Here is an 18,606-nt window from a genome sequence, read left to right as displayed (position 1 = left end):
TCTTTATTTAGCTGGTTTAAATAACATTAAAGTGGCAATAACAACTAAGTTGCCTACATACCATAAGTCTTTAATTACAAATTGCCCTAAACGCTCTAATAATGTGCTTGAGCTCAATGCGCCATTTGCGGTAATTAAAAATGTTTGGGTCATTAAAAACACACTTAAACACGCTAAGCCACTAACAATAATAAGCTTTTTATTATTAAGTAAAATACCTATGCCAAGTAGCACTGCAAATAATACATCAAACCCACCAATTACGTTTGATGCACCTTGCACACTAAATACCGTGTATAACCACGACATAAACGGTGAGGTTTCTATCAGGCTTACAATGGCTTTGGCTTCAAACTCATAAAATTTCATGCCACCAATCCACAGTAAAACCATAGCAACCGGTATAAAGTTTAAAAGTACGTGTTGTTTGTCTGTTAGCTTATTTTTATAAAACAAAAATAAATACAAAGGGATGACTGCAAAGTATTTAATAACGCCTTGCCCACTACCAATAATTGGAAAGCCGCCTAACTGGGCCACCCAACGGTTGCTGGCTAATAAAGTAAGTAAAGGCACTATGCTAACAATTAACGCGAAAACTAATGCTGGTGTAGGTTTTATTAATTTTAAATGCGCGGCTAGAGTGGCAAGAGCTAATGCAATCATAGTGCTTCCGGTTAGCAAGCCTATCATTTTATTATTTAGTGAAGTATTGAACCCATAAAATTCAAATGTTGCTACAAGTGCATTTGGGTTTGCACCCAAAGCAAACGATACGCCAAGCAACGCAAAGCTGAGTGTAAGTATGAAGGTGAGTGCGTTATTTGTGTGTGTTAAGTTCATTATGTGCCTATTAAATCTGCAATGGCTAACTAAGACCTCGTTTTTTCTAAAAAGCATTCAACCTAGCTAAAAAAATATCCTCGCTTATGTAATTTTAAATAATTATATAAATGCACTTTTTAAAAGCACTTTTTAAAAGCACTTTTTAAAAGCACATAGCTTACAAGAATAAACATATCCTATTGGTCAAGTTAACACATAAAAGCGATTAAAAAGTAATGCAAAAAATAACAAACTAAAACATAACTACTCGATAAAAACCAAATAAAAGCAATTAAAATAAGAAACTTAAAACCTTTTTATAACTTTATAAACTTCATTTAAAACCTTATTCACCCTCTTAAAAAGCAAAAAGCTAACCGATCGGTCAGATTTGGCATGTTAACTGCAAAGTATTAATCATAATAAAACAGCTTTTTTCTTACTTGCGCAATAACAATACGAAAAAGCAAACAACAAACCTTATTAAAAACAGGGTGTTAAAAAGCTAAGGGGGTCTGTGTGATTCAGTTTTTATTAAATGACACGCCAATAGAAGTACAAGAATGTTCGCCAAGTCTCACCATTTTGGACTGGCTACGCACCAAAAAAGGGAAAGTGGGCACCAAAGAAGGGTGTGCTACGGGCGATTGCGGCGCGTGCACAATTTTAGTCGGCGAAGAAAAAACCAACTCAAACGGTAACCCAGTTTGGCACTACCAAACCATGAACAGCTGCCTGCTTTTATTAGGTAATGCACACGCAAAACACATAGTAACTGTAGAGGCTGTAACAACGGGGCTTTACCCAACCCTTGATGACTTACACCCAGTACAACGCGCATTAGTAGAATGTCATGGTTCGCAATGCGGTTTTTGTACCCCAGGTATAATAATGAGCATGTTGGCGCTTTATATTAATAACCCGAGTTACCCAGGTAAAAAGGCCGCTATTCATGCTTTAGGTGGCAACTTATGCCGTTGTACTGGCTACAGCCCTATTTTACTCGCAGTAGAAAAAGCCTACAGCTATGAGCGCAAAAATGAGCCTTACTCAGCCATGGCCGCTCAGTTTAAAGCCTCACTTAATACGCAATATGATGACGATGTTCCATTTTTAAAAAATGGCCCACGCAAATTCTACTTGCCTCAAAATGCTAAGCAGCTAGTTGAACTAAAAGCGCTATATCCGCATGCACACTTGGTTGCTGGTGGCACCGACTTTGCCATTGAGCTTAGCCAAAACATGCTATTGCCCGATGTAATAATATCCCTAAGCCAAGCTAAAGAGCTGTGTACATTAAGCGATAACAACGGCGAGCTACATATTGGTGCAGCACTCCCTTACAGCCAATTTGTAAACGCTTTTTACACTTACTACCCAGAGTCTAAAGAGCTGTTTGAACGCCTTGGCTCTAACCAAGTACGTAACAGTGGCACCTTAGGTGGCAGCATAGGCAATGCCTCTCCAATTGGCGACCCAGCCCCATTATTAATTGCACTTAATGCCACTATGGATTTATTAAGCGCAGCAGGCACGCGCACAATAAACGTGGCCGACTACTTTGTTGATTACAAAAAAACAGTCATTAATAGCGATGAAGTCATTAGCAAAATTACAGTGCCAAAACGCCCAGACTCGTTAAAGCTTGCGTGCCATAAAATTTCAAAACGCTTTGAAGATGACATATCTACTGTGTGTTTAGTACTGGCTATTGAGCAAACACAAGGCGTAATTAGCAATGCCCGCTGTGCCATGGGCGGTATGGCTGCAATACCCAAACGCGCCACGCACATAGAGCAAAAACTTAATGCTCAGCCCTTACAAGTAAGTACGTTTATAGATGCCGCAGCCGCTATAAATGACGATTTTTCCCCAATGAGCGATGTACGCAGCAGCGCACATTACCGCACTACAGTAAGCAAAAACTTGCTACAGCGTATTGGTATTGAGTTTTGCGATGCACAGCCTAGTAGCAATAAAAATAATAACAACATTGCCATTACGAGGATCTCACATGCGTCACTTTGAAATGGATAAACTAAAAGCCCAAGGCGGAAGCGTTGGCCAATCTAAGTACCACGAAAGTGCAATAAAACAAGTATGTGGCAATGCAAACTACGCCGACGATAACCCAGAGCCTCATGGCTGCTTACACGCCTACCCTGTACTTGCGCCTATTACCAGCGGCTTTATTAAATCAATCGATACAAGTAAAGCGCTTGAAGTGGCAGGCGTTAAACGTATTTTATCGGCCGATGATGTACCCGGTAAGCTTGATATTGGCCCAGTATTTCCTGGGGATGTGCTATTAACCAATCACGAAATTCAATACCACGGGCAACCAGTGCTAGTAGTAGTTGCCGACAGCTACGAAATGGCGCGCCGCGCTGCTCGCTTAGTGGTTATAGAGTGCGAGCAAACCACCCCCATACTTGATATTAAAGAAGCGATAAAAAAAGAGCACTGGGTAAGGCCGCCACATTCACTTAACCGCGGTAATAGCGAGCAAGCAATAAATAATGCAACCCACCAACTTAAAGGTGAAATACACATAGGCGGCCAAGAACATTTTTACCTTGAAGGACAGATAGCTCTCGCTCAGCCCGACAACGATGGCGGGATTCATGTGCAATGTTCTACGCAGCACCCAACAGAGGTGCAGCACTTAGTTGCTAAAATTTTAAAAAAGCCATTTAGCTTTGTAAACGTAGAAACCCGCCGCATGGGCGGTGCTTTTGGTGGTAAAGAAACCCAAGGCGCACCGTGGGCTTGCCTTGCAGCGCTTGCGGTTTATCACCTTGGCTGCGCCGTTAAAATGCGCCTAGCGCGCAGCGACGACTTTAAACTTACCGGTAAGCGGCACCCATTTTATAACCAATACCATGTAGGGTTTGACGAAAATGGCCTAATTGAAGGCGCTGATGTAACTGTAAATGGGTTTTGTGGTTATTCGCCCGATTTATCTGATGCCATTGTAGACCGTGCAATGTTTCATGCCGATAACGCGTATTACTATCCAGCTGCCACCATTAAAGGGAATCGCTGTAAAGTTAATACCGTAAGCCACACCGCGTTTAGAGGGTTTGGTGGCCCGCAAGGCATGATCATGGGTGAGCTAATAATGGACGATATTGCCGCTAAATTAGGTAAAGATCCGCTTGAGATCCGAAAACTTAATTTATACAAAAAAGGCCGCGACACCACGCCGTATCATCAAACCGTAGAACAGCATATTTTAAAAGATATGATAACCCAGCTTGAAGAGTCGGGTGATTACTGGGCGCGAAAAAAGGCGATTAAAGCCTTTAACGCATCATCCCCTATTATAAAAAAGGGCCTTGCGATGACGCCGGTAAAATACGGTATATCGTTTACCGTACAGCACTTAAACCAAGCGGGAGCGCTCGTGCATGTATATAGTGATGGCTCGATACATTTAAACCATGGCGGCACCGAAATGGGCCAAGGCTTAAACACTAAAATAGCGCAAATTGTCGCCCATGGGTTTGGCGTTGATTTTGACGCCATAAGCATAAGCGCAACCCGTACCGACAAAGTACCCAACACCTCGCCAACCGCCGCCTCAAGCGGTACCGACTTAAACGGCATGGCGGCACTAAATGCAGTAAACACAATAAAAGAGCGCTTAATAAACTTTATCAGCGAGCACTTTGAAGCAGACAGCCAAAGTATTGTATTTAAAGATAACCTCATTACCTTTAATAAAGGCGAAATTAGCTTTAGCGAACTTGCAAACCTTGCTTATATGAATCGTATATCGCTTTCATCAACCGGTTATTACGCCACCCCTAAAATTCATTATGATAGAGCCAAAGGCGAAGGCCGACCGTTTTTTTACTACGCGCATGGCGTAGCACTGAGTGAAGTAGAAATCGATACGCTAACAGGCGAAAACACCGTAACTCGCGTTGATATTCTGCACGATGTGGGCAGCTCAATTAACCCAGCACTTGATATAGGCCAAATTGAAGGTGCCTTTGTACAAGGTATGGGCTGGCTTACCACCGAAGACTTACAATGGAATGATAAAGGCCAGCTTGCAAGCTTTGGCCCTGCTAACTATAAAATTCCGGCTATTGGCGATACCCCTGCCGAATTTAACGTCAATTTATATAACTCGGCCAATCCAGAAACCACCGTATTTAGGTCAAAAGCAGTTGGCGAGCCGCCGTTTATGCTGGCCTTTAGTGTGTGGAGTGCGATTCGTAACGCCATAAGCAGTGTGGCCAATTACAAATACACCGCCCCACTTGATACGCCAGCAACACCTGAGCGTGTATTAAATGCAATTGAGCAAACCGCCAGCTGGTTTAAGGAGCAGCAACATGGCTAATTTAAATGAGTCGTTTCAGGGTTTTCATACTCAAAATTGGGCGCAAGCTATAAACGAGCACGAACAAAGCGGCACTAATTATGTTATTGCCACTGTGCTTGGCACCAATGGCTCAACCCCACGTGGTACAGGCTCTAAAATGGTAATAAGTGGCGAGCATATTTACGATACCCTTGGCGGTGGTCATCTTGAATACGTAGTAATAGAAAAAGCCCGCGAGCTACTTGCCAAAGGTGAGGCCACCCAAGTGATAGAGCAATTTAACCTAGGCGCAAATTTAGGCCAGTGCTGCGGCGGAGCTGCCACCGTAATGCTTGAGTGCATGCAAAGTGAGCGCTTTACGCTTGATATTTATGGCGCAGGCCATGTAGCACAAGCGCTTATTGGTATATTGGCACAGCTGCCTATGCGTATACGTTGGATAGATAGCCGCGCCGATGTATTCCCACAGAACATTCCTAATAACGTAGTAAAAGTGGTTGATGAAGAGCCATCAGAGCAAGTAAAACGCGCGCCCAAAGCTAATAATTACTTAATATTAACTCATAACCACCAGCTCGATTTTGCACTCACACAAGCCATTATTAAACGCGCTGATGCCAATTGGCTTGGTGTTATTGGCTCTGATACCAAAGCAAAACGCTTTAAACAACGCTTAGCTCATCGCAATTTTACCACCGAGCAAATAAAGCAAATGACCTGCCCTGTTGGGCTTGAAAATATAACGGGCAAGCTCCCTATGGAAGTGGCTATTTCAATTAGCGGGCAATTAATTGGCCTTTATCAAGCTATGCAAACCCATCCACCCAAACGCCAAGGCCTGCAATGGCGTGCACTTAAAAATGCCTTAATTAGCACCACGCACGAGGAAGAAAACGCATGAGTAGCTTAAAAATTAACGACCTAAATACAGCGCAAGCGCATCAAGCCTTAGAGCACTGCTGCACAGCCCCTAACTGGGTAAGCGGTATGTTAAATATCATGCCATTTAAAAATAAAGAGCACCTATTTCAGAGCGCGCAAAGCGTATGGGATAGCCTAGGTGAGAGCGATTATTTAGCCGCTTTTGAAGGCCACCCGCAAATTGGCGATTTATCAACATTAAGTAAAAAGTACGCCGCTACAGCGCAAAAAGCGGGGCACGAACAATCTGGCATGAGTAAAGCAAACGAGCAAACCCTTAAAAAAATGATTGCGCTAAATAAACAATACCTCAGTAAATTTGGCTTTATTTTTATTGTGTGTGCCAGCGGTAAAAGTGCTGAGCAAATGCTTGAACTTATAGAGCTACGCATACACAACACCCGCGAAAAAGAGCTAACAATTGCCGCGGGCGAACAAGCCAAAATAACAAAAATAAGATTGGAGTCATTGCTATGAATAAAAGTATGAACAAAAGCCCTATCACTACCCATATTCTCGATACCAGCACAGGTAAACCGGCTGAAAATGTAGCTGTACAATTGTTTGTATACACTAATAACGAGTGGCAATTAATAGCTCGAGGTAAAACAAATAGCGACGGGCGAATTACCGACTGGCTCAACACAGACGTAGAATTTGCCACCTATAAACTGGTTTTTGACTTAAACAGCTATTATGAAAACCAGCCTACCCCAGCGTTTTACCCAGAAGCGCAAATAACCTTTAGATTACAAGATGAAAAACATCATCATATTCCGTTATTGCTTAGCCCATTTGGCTACTCAACGTACAGAGGTAGCTAACAATGAGCACGCAAAACAATAATAAATTAACCGTAATTTGTGCCAACATACTCGACTTTGTTGACGACCCTGCCATAGCCGGCGACACCGCCCATCGCTATTTTGAAAAAGGCGCGTTAGTTATTCAAAACGGCAAAGTCGTTAACCTTGGTTACGAGCAAGACATACTGCCAAGCTTAGATAAATCAACCACTATTATTCGCCACGATGGCAAATTGGTAATGCCCGGCATGATAGACACACACATACATTTGCCGCAAACCGAAATGGTCGGCGCGTATGGCGAGCAGCTTTTAAGTTGGCTTACCGAATACGCCTTCCCAACCGAAAAAAAGTTTGCCAGTGAAGTGTACTCAAGTGAGGTTTCAAACCGCTTTTTAGATGAGTTATTACGTAACGGCACCACCACCGCGCTAGTTTTTGGCACGGTGCACCCGCAATCGGTTGATGCCTTTTTTAGCGAATCGCAAAAACGTAATTTACGCATGATTGCCGGCAAGGTAATGATGGACAGAAACTGCCCTGACGATTTATCAGATTGCGCGCAAACCAGTTACGATCAATCAAAAGCACTCATAGAAAAATGGCACAATGTTGATAGGTTAAGCTATGCGGTAACGCCACGTTTTGCGCCTACATCAACCCCTGAGCAACTACAAAAATGTACTCAATTATTAGAAGAATACCCCGACACTTACCTGCATACGCACTTATCTGAAAACAAAGACGAGTGTGAATGGGTAAAAGGGTTATTCCCAGAAGCTGATGACTACTTACGTGTTTACGAGCAAGCTAAAATGGTGCGTAAACGTTCGGTATTTGCTCATAGTATTCATTTATCTGAGCGCGAGCTTTGCTGCCTTGCCGATAACAACGCGGCTATTTCGCACTGCCCTACTTCTAACTTATTTTTAGGATCGGGCTTATTAAATTTAAAAGCCTGTGAAGAGCATGGTATTAACGTAGGTATGGGCACCGATGTTGGCGCAGGAACAAGTTTTTCGTTGCTACAAACCGGTAATGAAGCGTACAAAATTCAGCAGCTTCAAGGTCAAAAATTCTCAGCCTTTAAGGGCCTATACTTAGCAACTCTTGGTGGTGCACGGGCGCTTGATTTAGAGGGCACCATAGGTAATTTTGCAATAGGTTGCGAGGCTGACTTTATTGTAATGGATTACGCCGCCACCTCGTTTTTAAAGTTCAGAATTGGCCATGCCAAAACCCTTCACGAACAGCTTTTTGCCATGATGATGCTAGGCGACGACCGCTGTATTGAACAAACCTACATTATGGGTAAAAGCGTGTATAAACGCGATGATAAAAAACAATTTACAGCCACCCAGACACCGCAATTAGAAGAGGCTTAGCCAATGGAAAATTATTTATTTGAGCTTGCTCATTTAGTACTGCGTTATTTTCATGTCATTGCAGGCATTGCGTGGATTGGAGCGTCGTTTTATTTTGCGTGGCTTGATAATAACTTACAAACCCCGCCACAGTGGAAACAAGACAAAGGCATAAAAGGCGATTTATGGGCCGTGCACGGCGGTGGCTTTTACGAAGTTGCTAAGTATCAAAATGGCCCTGAAAAAATGCCGCACACCCTGCATTGGTTTAAGTGGGAAGCCTACACAACGTGGATCACAGGTATTTTATTATTTAGTCTACTTTATTATGTTGGCGCCGATGTTTACCTAATCGATAACAGTAAAAGTGAGCTAAGTAAATTTGCCGCTATTGGTGCATCTCTTGGCTTTATTGGCTTAGGTTATGGTGTTTATCGATTATTATGTAAAACCCCGCTTGTTGAAAACGGCAAAGCGTTTATTGCTGTGGTTATTGGCCTATTGGCCCTTTGGACTTATGGGGTTGATCAGCTATTTAGTGACCGCGCTGTGTATATTCATGTAGGTGCGCTTATTGGCACGTGTATGGTTGGCAATGTGTATCACATTATTATGCCAGGGCAGCGCTACATGGTAAGCGAGGTAGAAGCTGGCCGTATTCCTGATTCCGCACCGGGTTTAAAAGCAAAGCTGTGCTCTATTCATAATAACTACGCCACGTTACCAGTGGTATTTATTATGCTGAGCAACCACTTTCCTTACACCTACAGCCACAGCGTTGGCTGGCTTATATTAATTGCGCTATTTGGTATTGGCATGTGGATACGCCATTACTTTAATTTAAAGCACCAAGGCGTTAATAAACCCTCGGTACTTATAAGTGGTATTGCCGCCTTTTTCGCCCTAATGCTTGCTATAGCTCCATGGCCTAGTAGCACAACAAATACAGGCGAAAACGCACTTTTACAAGCAAGTATTACCGACACTCAAGTGTGGGATATAATCAGCAAGCACTGTACACAGTGCCACAGTGAAACACCCACCTCTGAGCTTTTTCAAACAGCGCCGCTTGGCTTTAAGCTCGACTCTATTAGTGATGTAAAAAAAGCCAGCACGCTTATTCATACCCGCGCGGTTATAACCAAAGATATGCCACTGGCCAATATGACCAAAATGACAGACACAGAGCGCGAAACGCTAGGCTTTTGGCTCACAGCACTTAAAAAGGAGCAATAACATGAGCGAGCAATTTAAACACTACCCGCGCGATTTAATTGGTTATGGCTCACAGGTGCCCCATGCAAATTGGCCCAATAAAGCCCGCATTGCTGTACAAGTGGTATTAAATTACGAAGAAGGCGGCGAAAACTGTGTATTACATGGTGATTCAGCGGCCGAAACATTTTTATCCGAAATAGTCAGTGCCCCACATGTAGAAGACCGCCATATAAGCATGGAGTCTATTTACGAATATGGCTCGCGCGCAGGCGTGTGGCGCTTACTTAAACTTTTTAAAAAATACGATATACCGGTCACCATTTTTGCTGTGGCAATGGCCCTTGAGCGCCATCCCGATGTAGCTAAAGCTTTTGTTGATGCAGGGCACGAAATAGCAAGCCATGGCCTGCGTTGGATTAATTATCAACATATAGATAAGCAAACCGAGCGCGAGCACATGCAAAAAGCCATTGAGATCATTCAAACGCTTACCGGTAAAAAGCCCTCAGGCTGGTACACCGGGCGCACAAGCCCAAATACTGCTGCCCTTGTGGTAGAAAATGGCTCATTTTTATATGATGCCGATGACTACAGCGACGACTTACCCTTTTACAGTATTAAAGAAGGTAAACCACAGTTAATAGTGCCTTACACCCTTGATGTAAACGATATGCGCTTTGCTGCAGTGCAAGGCTTTAATGCCGGCGATCAATTTTATAATTATTTAAAAGATGCATTCGACACGCTTTATGAAGAAGGCGATCCACAAGGTGAAAACGCCCCAAAAATGATGTCGATAGGGCTGCATTGTCGCTTAATTGGCCGCCCTGGGCGCATTAAAGCCCTCGCACGATTTTTAGAATATGCTAAATCGCATGAGCAAGTGTGGTTTGCCACGCGCGAACAAATCGCCGAGCACTGGCTCAAAACCCATCCATACAAATAAAATCCATGGCCGGCTATAAAATTACCGGCCTCATATTATATTTTTGCCTTTAACTTATTGAGCGCATCAACAGAGAAACCACGGTCGTAAAAATATAATATTTTCCCTGTGCTATCTATGAGAATAACGCGCGAATTGTTAGGGCTTTGGTTACCAGTAAACTTTTGCACCGTTTCACCGTCTTTATAAATAGTAATAACACCACCCCATAACTCTTTAGGAATACCTTTGCGCATGCCATTATCAATAAACGTGCTAAACATACGCGGTGCCATGCCGGCAATGGTAGGTAACTCATAGGTAGGGAGTGTTACACCTGCCATATCTAAACCGATTAACCAGCGATCAATATCAAACTGGCTATCTTGTTTATAGCCTATAAGCAGCAAGGTTTTTTCAGTGTTAAAATCACTCGGAATAACAAATTCTTTCTTCTCTAAGCTTTCGCCAGTAATCGTTGGAAATTGCTTTCCAACAACTTGCTGATTAGGGTATTGCGATGCGCAGCCAGTTATTAAGAGTAACAAAAGCATTGTAAATATTGATCTAATCATTCTAATTAGCCTGTTTTTATAATAAATTTAGCTGCTTATACGCTTTAAAATAGATCGTCGATCTTTTTTAAAGCGTTTGCTGTGCTATATACCGTTTAAATTTATCGACCTTCATTGGCCGGCCATATTTCCAACCTTGCCCATAATGTACACCGGCTGTTTTTAACATAGCCTCTTGCTCTGTTGTTTCTATTCCTTCAGCTACACAGGTGTAGTTAAACTTACGCACTAACTCCATAATATTAGGGATCATAGACGCTTTTAAACCTTGTGTTGCTATATCTTGAACAAAGGTGCGGTCTATTTTTAACTGATGAAAACTTAAATTTTGTAAGTTTCTTAAATTGGAGTAACCCGTTCCAAAATCATCGAGCGACAAATTAAATCCAGAGTCAACTAGCGTTCTAAAATGAGCATGCGCAATACTGGTATCGAGGTACTCGTCTTCGGTTATTTCTAGACAAATAATAAAGCGTGAATTAATAAGTGCAGGCTCTTGTGTCAACAGCGATACATTTCCAAGCTCTACATCGCAAGGAAATATATTAATAGACACCTTAAAACCCGTTGGTAAATCGTCCAACTCTGTAAGCTCTTTAAGTACTTTTGCTATCATTGCTTGAGTAAACGACCACGTTAAATTATTTTTTCGTATCACCGGGATAAACTCATCGGGGTACAGTGGCCCGTATTTGTCTTTAAACCGAGCTAGCACCTCACAACCAATTACTTTACCTGTGTGCAAACAAATAATAGGTTGGTAAGTCCAATGAAATGAGCCCTTTGCTAAGCCTTTACGCACTCTATTATTAGTAGAGCGACGAGCGGCAATTTGATAATCCACTATTAGCGCGCTCGACACACCCGTTAGGCAGGTTAAAATAAGAGAAATGATCAGCAAAAATTGATTGTCAGCGAAAAACTCACTCCATGGTGTTCTAACCGCAACGCAATATCCTTTATTTTTATTGCTGCACATAAGTGCGGTTTCAAATGGTATTTGTTTGTGGCTTACAAGCAATTTACTCAAGCCGCTTTTACCTGCCAAATGAAATTACTCAGAACCCGTTTTATACGTTATTTCCCAGTACGGTGCTGCAATATTACTGCGACTAATGGCTGCAGTATCCATAATTAAATTATAGTTACCCTGCCTTACAATCACGACCTGCATTATTCGTTCTTCAAAAAGTAAAATTTTTAACTTAGGCTCAAACCGAACTATGCATCAACTTCATTTATTAAATTACACACTAAACCCGCTACTTCAGCGTGCTCATCAGCATCAATATGCACCCCATCAATAGCTGAAACAGTAATACTTTGCTGTAAGTCACAAAAGTAGGCTTTTTTAGCACGGGCAATATTTTCAAACTCTTTACTCAAAGCTAGGTTTTTACTCGGTGCGCCCTCGTAAACATGTTTATATTGCCCTACACAGCTAACATAGGGTGGGCTCAATATTATGAGCTTGGGTTGTTTATTACCCTCATAAAACATTTCAATACTATCTAGTAAGTTTGTTAAGCCTTGACCTATTTGCTCAGGCGTTAATTTAAAGCGCTTTTTTAAATCGTTAGTACCAAGGGCTATCACTATAGCAGTCAAAGAGTACGCTTCTAAAAGTGGTTTTAAATAACTTACCCCCGATAAGTCCCCATTAAATGGTGGATTATTCACAAGCGTACGATTAGGCTGCCCTGCTTCTATAATAGCAAATTGGTCACCTAGCCTTTCTGCTAATACCGACGGCCACCTTACTTTTTCCTCAAACCGCTTTCCCGTTGCGGGGTTTAACCCCCACGTATTTGAGTCACCAAAACATAAAATAGATTTTTTCATTAAAATGGATTCAAAGTGTAACCTTGCTGCTGAAGTTGAGCATGCGCGGTCATAGCAGATAAAGACATGGTAACGCCTTGTATAAGCTGTTTAGGCGTTACTTTAAAGTGAGTAGCCGACTGCCCGCACACAAATACCTGCGTGTTATTTGCCAATAATTGTTTTATTAAGCTCGCGTTTTTATTATCAACGTTAAAGCGTTTTTTATATTCATCGTTCGATAGCACATCTACACTTGCACCACCATGTATAACTAATGCTAACTGAATGCTCTCTGGTTTAATGCCATGTGCAACATGCATATTTATAAAGCGGGCAAGTGAGTTCATCGCATTATTTTGCTCGCCTTTTTTAGCGCCATCGGCCACATCAAACGCTATTTTAAATTGAGTCGAATCATTAATCGCTGCATGCTCTGGTACTTTATAGTAATAACCAAAACCGTTAATAGGTTGCTCATTAGCGAAAGATAATGGGCTTAACAACAAAAGTAATAGTAAAAATTTCATAAACAATCCTTTGGCTTTTTTAGTGTATAAATAAAGTACCAGATGCTTTGTATAAAAGGCAGTTATTCACGATAAAGTGTGAGAAGTTTTATGGTGATGCGTTAAAAAACGCATGCCTAAATAACTAAATGTGTTTTTAAACATCGCAACAAAAGCATCTGGCGCCTCACTCGACGACGCATTAGACAACAACGAAAAATCTTTACTGCGCAGTAAACGCAACTTTGGTTTTAAATGTTCGTCATCCATGTAATCGGTAATTCTGTCTATGAATGCTTTCATTTGTGTTGTGGTGCTATACCAATACACTGGCGAAGCAAATACCCAATGGTCGTAATTTAAAAGTGATTCAAAAAGCGAGAAAAATTCATCATCAGTATATTTTTTACTGTAACTGTAAGGCGGTATTTTAAATTCATCTAAACACACAACATGCAGCTCATTTTGCTCAGCAAAACTTTTAACATGTGCGGCTGTGTTACCATTTTTTCGTGCCGATGAATAAATAATAACGGTGCTACGACTAAGTTTTTGTTGCATTTTTCCAGCTCCTTTTTTAATGTTGAAAGGAGCTTAAAACCTCAAGTTATATTGAGGTCAATACATGGGATAAAATTAATGTCTGCTGAGCAAAAAAAGCTGATCGACGCCACTTTAACAGTAGGTTACGTAGCAAAAAGAAGTGGTGTAAAAGTGTCTACATTACACTTTTACGAAACTAAACATTTAATAAAAAGCTGGCGAAACAGCGGCAATCAACGCCGCTACAAACCTGAAGTACTTCGCCGAGTGGCCGTGATAAAAGCAGCACAAGCCATGGGCATTTCGCTAGACGATATAAAACAAACACTTGCCTCACTCCCCGATAACCGCACGCCCACTAAAAAAGATTGGTCTGCGCTTTCAAAACGCTGGCAAGCTCAATTAGATGAACGCATAGCGTATATGCAACGCATACGCGACCGCGTAGATGGATGTATTGGCTGTGGGTGTTTATCACTTAAAAGCTGCCCTATTTATAATAAAGACGATCATTTAGGGAGTGAGCAAAGTGGAGCAGTATTGTTAAACAAAGGATAATTTAATCAAAAAATTATGATTGACCTATAAAATAATAAATCAGTAATAATTATAATTAGCTAATACAATATTGATTATAAGCAGAGTATTCTTTAGAATGCTCTGCTTAAAAAGGAAGCAATACAAAAGGATTTTGCAATGACCCCAACAACTCCCTCTACCCAGAGTGAAACAAAAAGCCCTGCAGCTACTCAAAAGTTAGCTCAGGTTCTCAGAACCGTTGATAATAAAGAACTAAAAAGTACAGGCTTTTGGTTAAATCAGTTTTTTATGGTGATCTCGACAATTTTTGGTGTTTATCTGGCCGCACAAAGTGGCTTAGAGCAAGCCTTAAAATTTGATTCATTTAGTAAAATAGAAGATAACTACTACCTCAGAACATCTTTATTTGATGAAGTTAATGATAATGTAAATACCGTTGCAGAGTACGCCGAACGCTTATCAAAAAGCCCACCAAAATCTGAAATGGAATTTTTTAAGCCTACCTTAGAAAAGTATATTTGGAAAACAATGCAGTTTTCGCCTACCACACTCGAAACACCCAGTGAATTTTTGACTAAAATTCGTAGGTTTTATTCTAGAGCCGAATTTCTAATTAACGCTGCCATTGAAAGAAAAATGTCTGCTAAACAAGCCGCAATAGAGCTAAAAAAAATAACTAATTTAATTAAAAATGAAACATTACCCGCCTTAAAACAAAACGCGGAACAATTAAAAATGGAATTAAAACAGAATAATATTTCTGTCGGATCACTAAAGGAACTAACAAATGCCAATTAAACATTGCCCTCATTGTAAAACCCATGCTTTAGAAGTCACAAATTATCAAGGTGAAGAAATAGACATATGCCGTGAATGTGGCGGCCTTTGGTTTGAAAAAAATGAAGTTAATCGCATGATTAACGAAATCAACGATGGTCCTGTCGGTGATAAATTTGAAACCAGCTTTGGTGATTCATTAGGTATTTCAGAACTTGATTGTCCTGATTGTGATAAAAGCTTGGAACGTTTTCATCTTCTAGAAGATTTTCATACCGAAATTGATATTTGTAGGCATTGTGATGGTACCTGGATTGATAAAGATGAGCTTGATACCGTTGAAAGAAGTCCAGAATTAAAAGCTACCCTAAACGAGCTAAATCAAGGAACAAGCTGGAAAACGTATTTTTTTCAGTTTTTAACTCAAATGCCCGTTGAATACAATATAAAGCCTCAACGAAAGTCTTGGGTTACTTATGGTTTAATTGCACTAAATACATTGATTTTTGCTTTATATTTTTTCAATAAGGAAATATTTGGCCTTGCTCTTGAACTTTTTGCCATGACGCCCGCAGATATAAGTGAAGGTAATAAGGTATGGACACTGCTAACTTGTGTGTTTCTGCATGGTTCAGTAATGCACCTACTTGGTAACATGTACTTTTTATATGTTGTTGGTGACAACTTAGAGGATGTTTTAGGGCATAAGCGCTTTTTAATCTGGTATTTAGTGTGTGGGCTAATTGCTTCTCTCTCCAGTTACCTTGTTAGCCCTACATCTGCAATACCTAGCGTAGGTGCAAGTGGTGCAATTGCAGGTTTATTTGGTATGTACTTAATGTGGTTTAGGCATGCCAGCCTCACTTTTATGATTATCATTTACCAGAAAAAACTTTCTGCAGCTTGGTTTTTTGCAATTTGGTTGATTATTAATATATCTGGTGCGTTAAGCGGCCCTGATGGCATTGATTATGGCGCACATATTGGGGGCTTTGTTGCCGGATTATTGATTGGCTATTTTTTAAAAAATAAAATTTTAGAACAAAACCCTATTATTAGATTACTCAACCAAAGCGAAGCACAGTTAAAACGCTAATGTTGTGATTCAATCATCTCCCTACTGATTTAGTTATTTTTCAGTAGGGTCGTTTTTTAAGAGCTTACTTTAGCTATTTCCAAATACCTAACAAACTTTAAAGCAAAAAAATATAAAACTACATTTAATAAAATGCACACCCAAAGTACCGTTATAAAACGCTTTTTTTGTGATTTATGACGCAATAATTGCTGAGCTATTAACGCCCCTGGCCAGCCCCCACATAGCGCTAATAAATGAAGAGTTCGCTCGCTTGTACGAGTTACTTTTTTATTTACCGACTGCTTAGCTTTGTGTTTATCCCATGCATAAATAATAAATGTAACGACACTAAGCGTACTTATGAAAGTTGGCGCAAAAATAGTTATGCCCCATTTAAAATGTGCAACCCATAATATGAATATAAAAAATAAGGATAGAATTATTAAGGTTTTCTTTATCAAGTAATTATCGCCTATACTGGTTTGTATCAGTTCAAAAAATAAGAGAATAATTATGACATATTTTAAAGTGCTATTTTTTACTTTGTGCTTTTTAGCTTTTACAGCTCACGCAAAAGAACAACCACTTAAACTTGATAAACACCTTAGTGTATTTCAGCCTTATTTAGGGTCGTGGCAGGCCGATTTTGATGTTGCACCAGGCACTAAACCAGTTCAAGACGTAGGCTTATGGGAGCGTGCGCTTAATGGTAAGGCAATAAGAACAAAGCACTCTATTAATGAGGGTGAGTATGGTGGCGAGTCGATGATTTTTTACGATAGCAAAAAAGACTCATTGGTTTTTTATTATTTTACAACAGCCGGTTTTTATACAAAAGGCACTATAAAAGTACTCAGCCCTACGCAGTTTGTTGCTTACGAAGAGGTTACAGGTAGTAAAGAAGGCATTACTAAAGTGAAGTCGACCAGCGATTTAAAAGATGGGAAATTGGTTGTGTCTACCTCCTATTTAAAAAAAGGTGAATGGACTAAACCAGAGTCACGCATTTATACGCGCAGCAATCAAACCGTTAAATTCAAATAGCTCCATGTGCTTACGACACAAAAAAGGCAGCTTTCGCTGCCTTTTTTGTTAATTATAACGCGATTATTTTGCGAATTTTTTAAATGGTTCGTCCACTGGCGTATTTGCTAGGTGGTTAGTGTAGTTGCTCATTACCTTTTGCGATAAACCTACAATAATCTCTAGTAGTTGCTGTTGACCGTAACCCGCAGCAAAAAACTTTTCTATTTGCTCGTCACTAATTACGCCACGTTCACGCGTCATAGCCAGTGTTGTTTCACGTAATGTTTCGAGTTTTGCATCTTCAAGCGGTGTTTTATTCACTAAAGCATCAACAATACCTTGGTCAACTTTCATTGACGCGGCAATGGCACTGTGTGCTGGTACACAGTAATGACAGTCATGTTCAACGTTAATTGATTGCCATACCACTGTTAACTCTTCTGCGTTAAACGAAGTGTTTTGAAATAATTCGTGAAGTACTTGGTAACCTTTTAATAGCGTTGGTGCTTCAGCCATTACTGCGTGTAAATTAGGTAACATGCCAAATGCAGCAACTGAATCGGCTAATAAAGGTTTTGACTCTTCAGGTGCATTTTCTGCTGTATATAAAGTAAATTCTGCCATTGTTAGCTCCAAAATAAGTTGTTTAAGTAACGTCGAAGCACATATTATTTGATTTTGAACGACCGCTCAAGTTAAAATTGAGCAAATGTTCAAATTAATTGAGAAACAGCATGGTCAACAAAGTTAAATTTGAGCGCGAGACTGTTGTCCGCCTTGCCAGTCAGCTATTTTGGGAAAAGGGATTTAATGCCACTTCCACCCGCGATCTGCAAGATGCAATTAATATGCGCCCAGGTAGTATCTATTCTGCGTTTGGCTCAAAGGAAGGGTTGTATATTGAGTCTTTAAAAAATTACACCATGCAAATAGAAGATCAAATAAAAACGTGTTTATTGGCTTCGCCTACTATTATTGGTGGTTTACAAACGTTTGTTGAAAACGTCATCATTAAAGATAAAAAAAATGCCCCGAGCGCCATTTGTATGCTGGTAAAAGCAAATTGTGAGTTTGCCGACGAAGACAGCTGTTTGTATTCATTAAGCCTTGATTTATCAGACAAGTTTGAAGCTTATTTAAGCGATTTATTTGCACAAGCCATTGCGCGTGAAGAGCTAAAAGGCGAGGTTAGCCCAAAAGACTATGCTCGCTTTTTTAAAGTACAATTTACAGGCCTACGCGGCTATTTTAACCGCCCGGGTGTCGAAGAGCTTGCACAACCTATGATCGATCAAATGTTTAAAATTATGAAAACGCTCTAAACTAAACAACTCAATTAATG

The 18,606-nt window shown here is 40.6% G+C and carries 20 protein-coding genes and 1 pseudogene; 13 read left to right on the top strand and 8 right to left on the bottom strand.

Annotated elements, in window-relative coordinates:
* Positions 1-3 precede the first annotated feature (3 nt).
* Positions 4-843: a DUF417 family protein gene (locus ACFI34_RS05535; protein WP_462672712.1), complete on the bottom strand. Its 840-nt coding sequence runs from the start codon at positions 841-843 to the stop codon at positions 4-6.
* A 501-nt stretch (positions 844-1,344) separates the two neighbouring features.
* Here ACFI34_RS05535 and xdhA point away from each other — a divergent pair.
* From xdhA to puuE, 8 genes are read left to right on the top strand one after another with little or no spacing between them, the layout of a single operon-like run.
* Entirely contained in the window at positions 1,345-2,853 is a 1,509-nt protein-coding gene (gene xdhA / locus ACFI34_RS05530; protein ID WP_462672711.1) for a xanthine dehydrogenase small subunit, read from the top strand.
* The gene (gene xdhB, locus ACFI34_RS05525; RefSeq protein WP_462672710.1) at positions 2,840-5,179 is read left to right on the top strand and encodes a xanthine dehydrogenase molybdopterin binding subunit; all 2,340 of its coding nucleotides are present in this window, start codon (positions 2,840-2,842) and stop codon (positions 5,177-5,179) included. Before xdhA ends, xdhB begins: the two co-directional genes overlap by 14 nt.
* Entirely contained in the window at positions 5,172-6,062 is an 891-nt protein-coding gene (gene xdhC, locus ACFI34_RS05520; protein WP_462672709.1) for a xanthine dehydrogenase accessory protein XdhC, read from the top strand. Before xdhB ends, xdhC begins: the two co-directional genes overlap by 8 nt.
* Entirely contained in the window at positions 6,059-6,559 is a 501-nt protein-coding gene (gene uraD / locus ACFI34_RS05515; RefSeq protein ID WP_462672708.1) for a 2-oxo-4-hydroxy-4-carboxy-5-ureidoimidazoline decarboxylase, read from the top strand. Before xdhC ends, uraD begins: the two co-directional genes overlap by 4 nt.
* Positions 6,556-6,906, top strand: coding sequence for a hydroxyisourate hydrolase (uraH, locus tag ACFI34_RS05510; protein WP_462672707.1), 351 nt, complete (start codon positions 6,556-6,558; stop codon positions 6,904-6,906). Before uraD ends, uraH begins: the two co-directional genes overlap by 4 nt.
* A 2-nt stretch (positions 6,907-6,908) precedes the next feature.
* Entirely contained in the window at positions 6,909-8,273 is a 1,365-nt protein-coding gene (gene guaD, locus ACFI34_RS05505; RefSeq protein ID WP_462672706.1) for a guanine deaminase, read from the top strand.
* A 3-nt stretch (positions 8,274-8,276) separates the two neighbouring features.
* Positions 8,277-9,488, top strand: coding sequence for a urate hydroxylase PuuD (locus tag ACFI34_RS05500; RefSeq protein WP_462672705.1), 1,212 nt, complete (start codon positions 8,277-8,279; stop codon positions 9,486-9,488).
* Position 9,489: 1 nt separating this feature from the next.
* Positions 9,490-10,416 (top strand): allantoinase PuuE, encoded by a 927-nt coding sequence (gene puuE / locus ACFI34_RS05495; RefSeq protein WP_462672704.1) that lies wholly within the window; start codon positions 9,490-9,492, stop codon positions 10,414-10,416.
* A 35-nt stretch (positions 10,417-10,451) separates the two neighbouring features.
* Here the strand turns inward: puuE and ACFI34_RS05490 are convergent, their stop codons facing one another.
* The 5 genes and pseudogenes from ACFI34_RS05490 to ACFI34_RS05470 form a co-directional block, all read right to left on the bottom strand.
* Complete coding sequence (locus ACFI34_RS05490; RefSeq protein ID WP_462672703.1) at positions 10,452-10,970, bottom strand: hypothetical protein; 519 nt, start codon at positions 10,968-10,970, stop codon at positions 10,452-10,454.
* Positions 10,971-11,037: 67 nt separating this feature from the next.
* Positions 11,038-12,192: pseudogene (locus ACFI34_RS05485) on the bottom strand (EAL domain-containing protein); the annotation flags it as partial.
* Positions 12,192-12,812, bottom strand: coding sequence for an SGNH/GDSL hydrolase family protein (locus ACFI34_RS05480; RefSeq protein ID WP_462672702.1), 621 nt, complete (start codon positions 12,810-12,812; stop codon positions 12,192-12,194). The gene ACFI34_RS05480 and the pseudogene ACFI34_RS05485, both read right to left, overlap by 1 nt.
* Entirely contained in the window at positions 12,812-13,321 is a 510-nt protein-coding gene (locus ACFI34_RS05475) for a DsrE family protein (protein WP_462672701.1), read from the bottom strand. The genes ACFI34_RS05480 and ACFI34_RS05475 overlap by 1 nt, the downstream gene beginning before the upstream one ends.
* Positions 13,322-13,387: 66 nt before the next feature.
* Entirely contained in the window at positions 13,388-13,861 is a 474-nt protein-coding gene (locus tag ACFI34_RS05470) for a flavodoxin family protein (protein ID WP_462672700.1), read from the bottom strand.
* Positions 13,862-13,939: 78 nt separating this feature from the next.
* Between ACFI34_RS05470 and soxR the strand changes: the two genes are divergently transcribed.
* From soxR to ACFI34_RS05455, 3 genes are all read left to right on the top strand, one after another.
* Entirely contained in the window at positions 13,940-14,401 is a 462-nt protein-coding gene (gene soxR / locus ACFI34_RS05465) for a redox-sensitive transcriptional activator SoxR (protein WP_462672699.1), read from the top strand.
* Positions 14,402-14,539: 138 nt separating this feature from the next.
* On the top strand, positions 14,540-15,181 hold the full coding sequence (locus ACFI34_RS05460) for a hypothetical protein (protein ID WP_462672698.1): 642 nt from the start codon (positions 14,540-14,542) through the stop codon (positions 15,179-15,181).
* Positions 15,171-16,256, top strand: a complete 1,086-nt coding sequence (locus tag ACFI34_RS05455; protein ID WP_462672697.1) for a rhomboid family intramembrane serine protease — start codon at positions 15,171-15,173, stop codon at positions 16,254-16,256. Before ACFI34_RS05460 ends, ACFI34_RS05455 begins: the two co-directional genes overlap by 11 nt.
* A gap of 56 nt (positions 16,257-16,312) precedes the next feature.
* Here ACFI34_RS05455 and ACFI34_RS05450 read toward each other — a convergent pair whose 3' ends face one another.
* Positions 16,313-16,699, bottom strand: a complete 387-nt coding sequence (locus tag ACFI34_RS05450) for a DUF1294 domain-containing protein (protein ID WP_462672696.1) — start codon at positions 16,697-16,699, stop codon at positions 16,313-16,315.
* 52 nt (positions 16,700-16,751) lie between these two features.
* Between ACFI34_RS05450 and ACFI34_RS05445 the strand changes: the two genes are divergently transcribed.
* Entirely contained in the window at positions 16,752-17,282 is a 531-nt protein-coding gene (locus ACFI34_RS05445) for a hypothetical protein (protein ID WP_462672695.1), read from the top strand.
* Between the two features lie 63 nt (positions 17,283-17,345).
* Here the strand turns inward: ACFI34_RS05445 and ACFI34_RS05440 are convergent, their stop codons facing one another.
* Positions 17,346-17,888, bottom strand: coding sequence for a carboxymuconolactone decarboxylase family protein (locus ACFI34_RS05440; protein ID WP_462672694.1), 543 nt, complete (start codon positions 17,886-17,888; stop codon positions 17,346-17,348).
* Between the two features lie 110 nt (positions 17,889-17,998).
* Here ACFI34_RS05440 and ACFI34_RS05435 point away from each other — a divergent pair, with 110 nt between their 5' ends.
* Positions 17,999-18,586 carry a TetR/AcrR family transcriptional regulator gene (locus ACFI34_RS05435; protein WP_462672693.1) on the top strand — a complete coding sequence of 196 codons (588 nt, stop codon included), beginning with the start codon at positions 17,999-18,001 and terminating at the stop codon, positions 18,584-18,586.
* Positions 18,587-18,606: the final 20 nt, after the last annotated feature.

The sequence above is a fragment of the Pseudoalteromonas sp. PSi26 genome (assembly GCF_054960575.1).
This window is presented reverse-complemented; position numbering and strand designations above follow the sequence as displayed.

Excerpts from the sequence above, each read along its gene's own strand:
- xdhC (WP_462672709.1), top strand. The coding sequence starts at position 5,172 with ATGGCTAATTTAAATGAGTCGTTTCAGGGTTTTCATACTCAAAATTGG.
- ACFI34_RS05435 (WP_462672693.1), top strand. The coding sequence starts at position 17,999 with ATGGTCAACAAAGTTAAATTTGAGCGCGAGACTGTTGTCCGCCTTGCC.
- uraH (WP_462672707.1), top strand. The coding sequence starts at position 6,556 with ATGAATAAAAGTATGAACAAAAGCCCTATCACTACCCATATTCTCGAT.
- ACFI34_RS05500 (WP_462672705.1), top strand. The coding sequence starts at position 8,277 with ATGGAAAATTATTTATTTGAGCTTGCTCATTTAGTACTGCGTTATTTT.
- ACFI34_RS05535 (WP_462672712.1), bottom strand. The coding sequence starts at position 843 with ATGAACTTAACACACACAAATAACGCACTCACCTTCATACTTACACTC.
- ACFI34_RS05475 (WP_462672701.1), bottom strand. The coding sequence starts at position 13,321 with ATGAAATTTTTACTATTACTTTTGTTGTTAAGCCCATTATCTTTCGCT.
- uraD (WP_462672708.1), top strand. The coding sequence starts at position 6,059 with ATGAGTAGCTTAAAAATTAACGACCTAAATACAGCGCAAGCGCATCAA.
- puuE (WP_462672704.1), top strand. The coding sequence starts at position 9,490 with ATGAGCGAGCAATTTAAACACTACCCGCGCGATTTAATTGGTTATGGC.
- ACFI34_RS05460 (WP_462672698.1), top strand. The coding sequence starts at position 14,540 with ATGACCCCAACAACTCCCTCTACCCAGAGTGAAACAAAAAGCCCTGCA.
- ACFI34_RS05490 (WP_462672703.1), bottom strand. The coding sequence starts at position 10,970 with ATGATTAGATCAATATTTACAATGCTTTTGTTACTCTTAATAACTGGC.
- ACFI34_RS05470 (WP_462672700.1), bottom strand. The coding sequence starts at position 13,861 with ATGCAACAAAAACTTAGTCGTAGCACCGTTATTATTTATTCATCGGCA.
- ACFI34_RS05480 (WP_462672702.1), bottom strand. The coding sequence starts at position 12,812 with ATGAAAAAATCTATTTTATGTTTTGGTGACTCAAATACGTGGGGGTTA.
- guaD (WP_462672706.1), top strand. The coding sequence starts at position 6,909 with ATGAGCACGCAAAACAATAATAAATTAACCGTAATTTGTGCCAACATA.
- soxR (WP_462672699.1), top strand. The coding sequence starts at position 13,940 with ATGTCTGCTGAGCAAAAAAAGCTGATCGACGCCACTTTAACAGTAGGT.
- ACFI34_RS05440 (WP_462672694.1), bottom strand. The coding sequence starts at position 17,888 with ATGGCAGAATTTACTTTATATACAGCAGAAAATGCACCTGAAGAGTCA.
- ACFI34_RS05445 (WP_462672695.1), top strand. The coding sequence starts at position 16,752 with ATGACATATTTTAAAGTGCTATTTTTTACTTTGTGCTTTTTAGCTTTT.
- xdhB (WP_462672710.1), top strand. The coding sequence starts at position 2,840 with ATGCGTCACTTTGAAATGGATAAACTAAAAGCCCAAGGCGGAAGCGTT.
- ACFI34_RS05455 (WP_462672697.1), top strand. The coding sequence starts at position 15,171 with ATGCCAATTAAACATTGCCCTCATTGTAAAACCCATGCTTTAGAAGTC.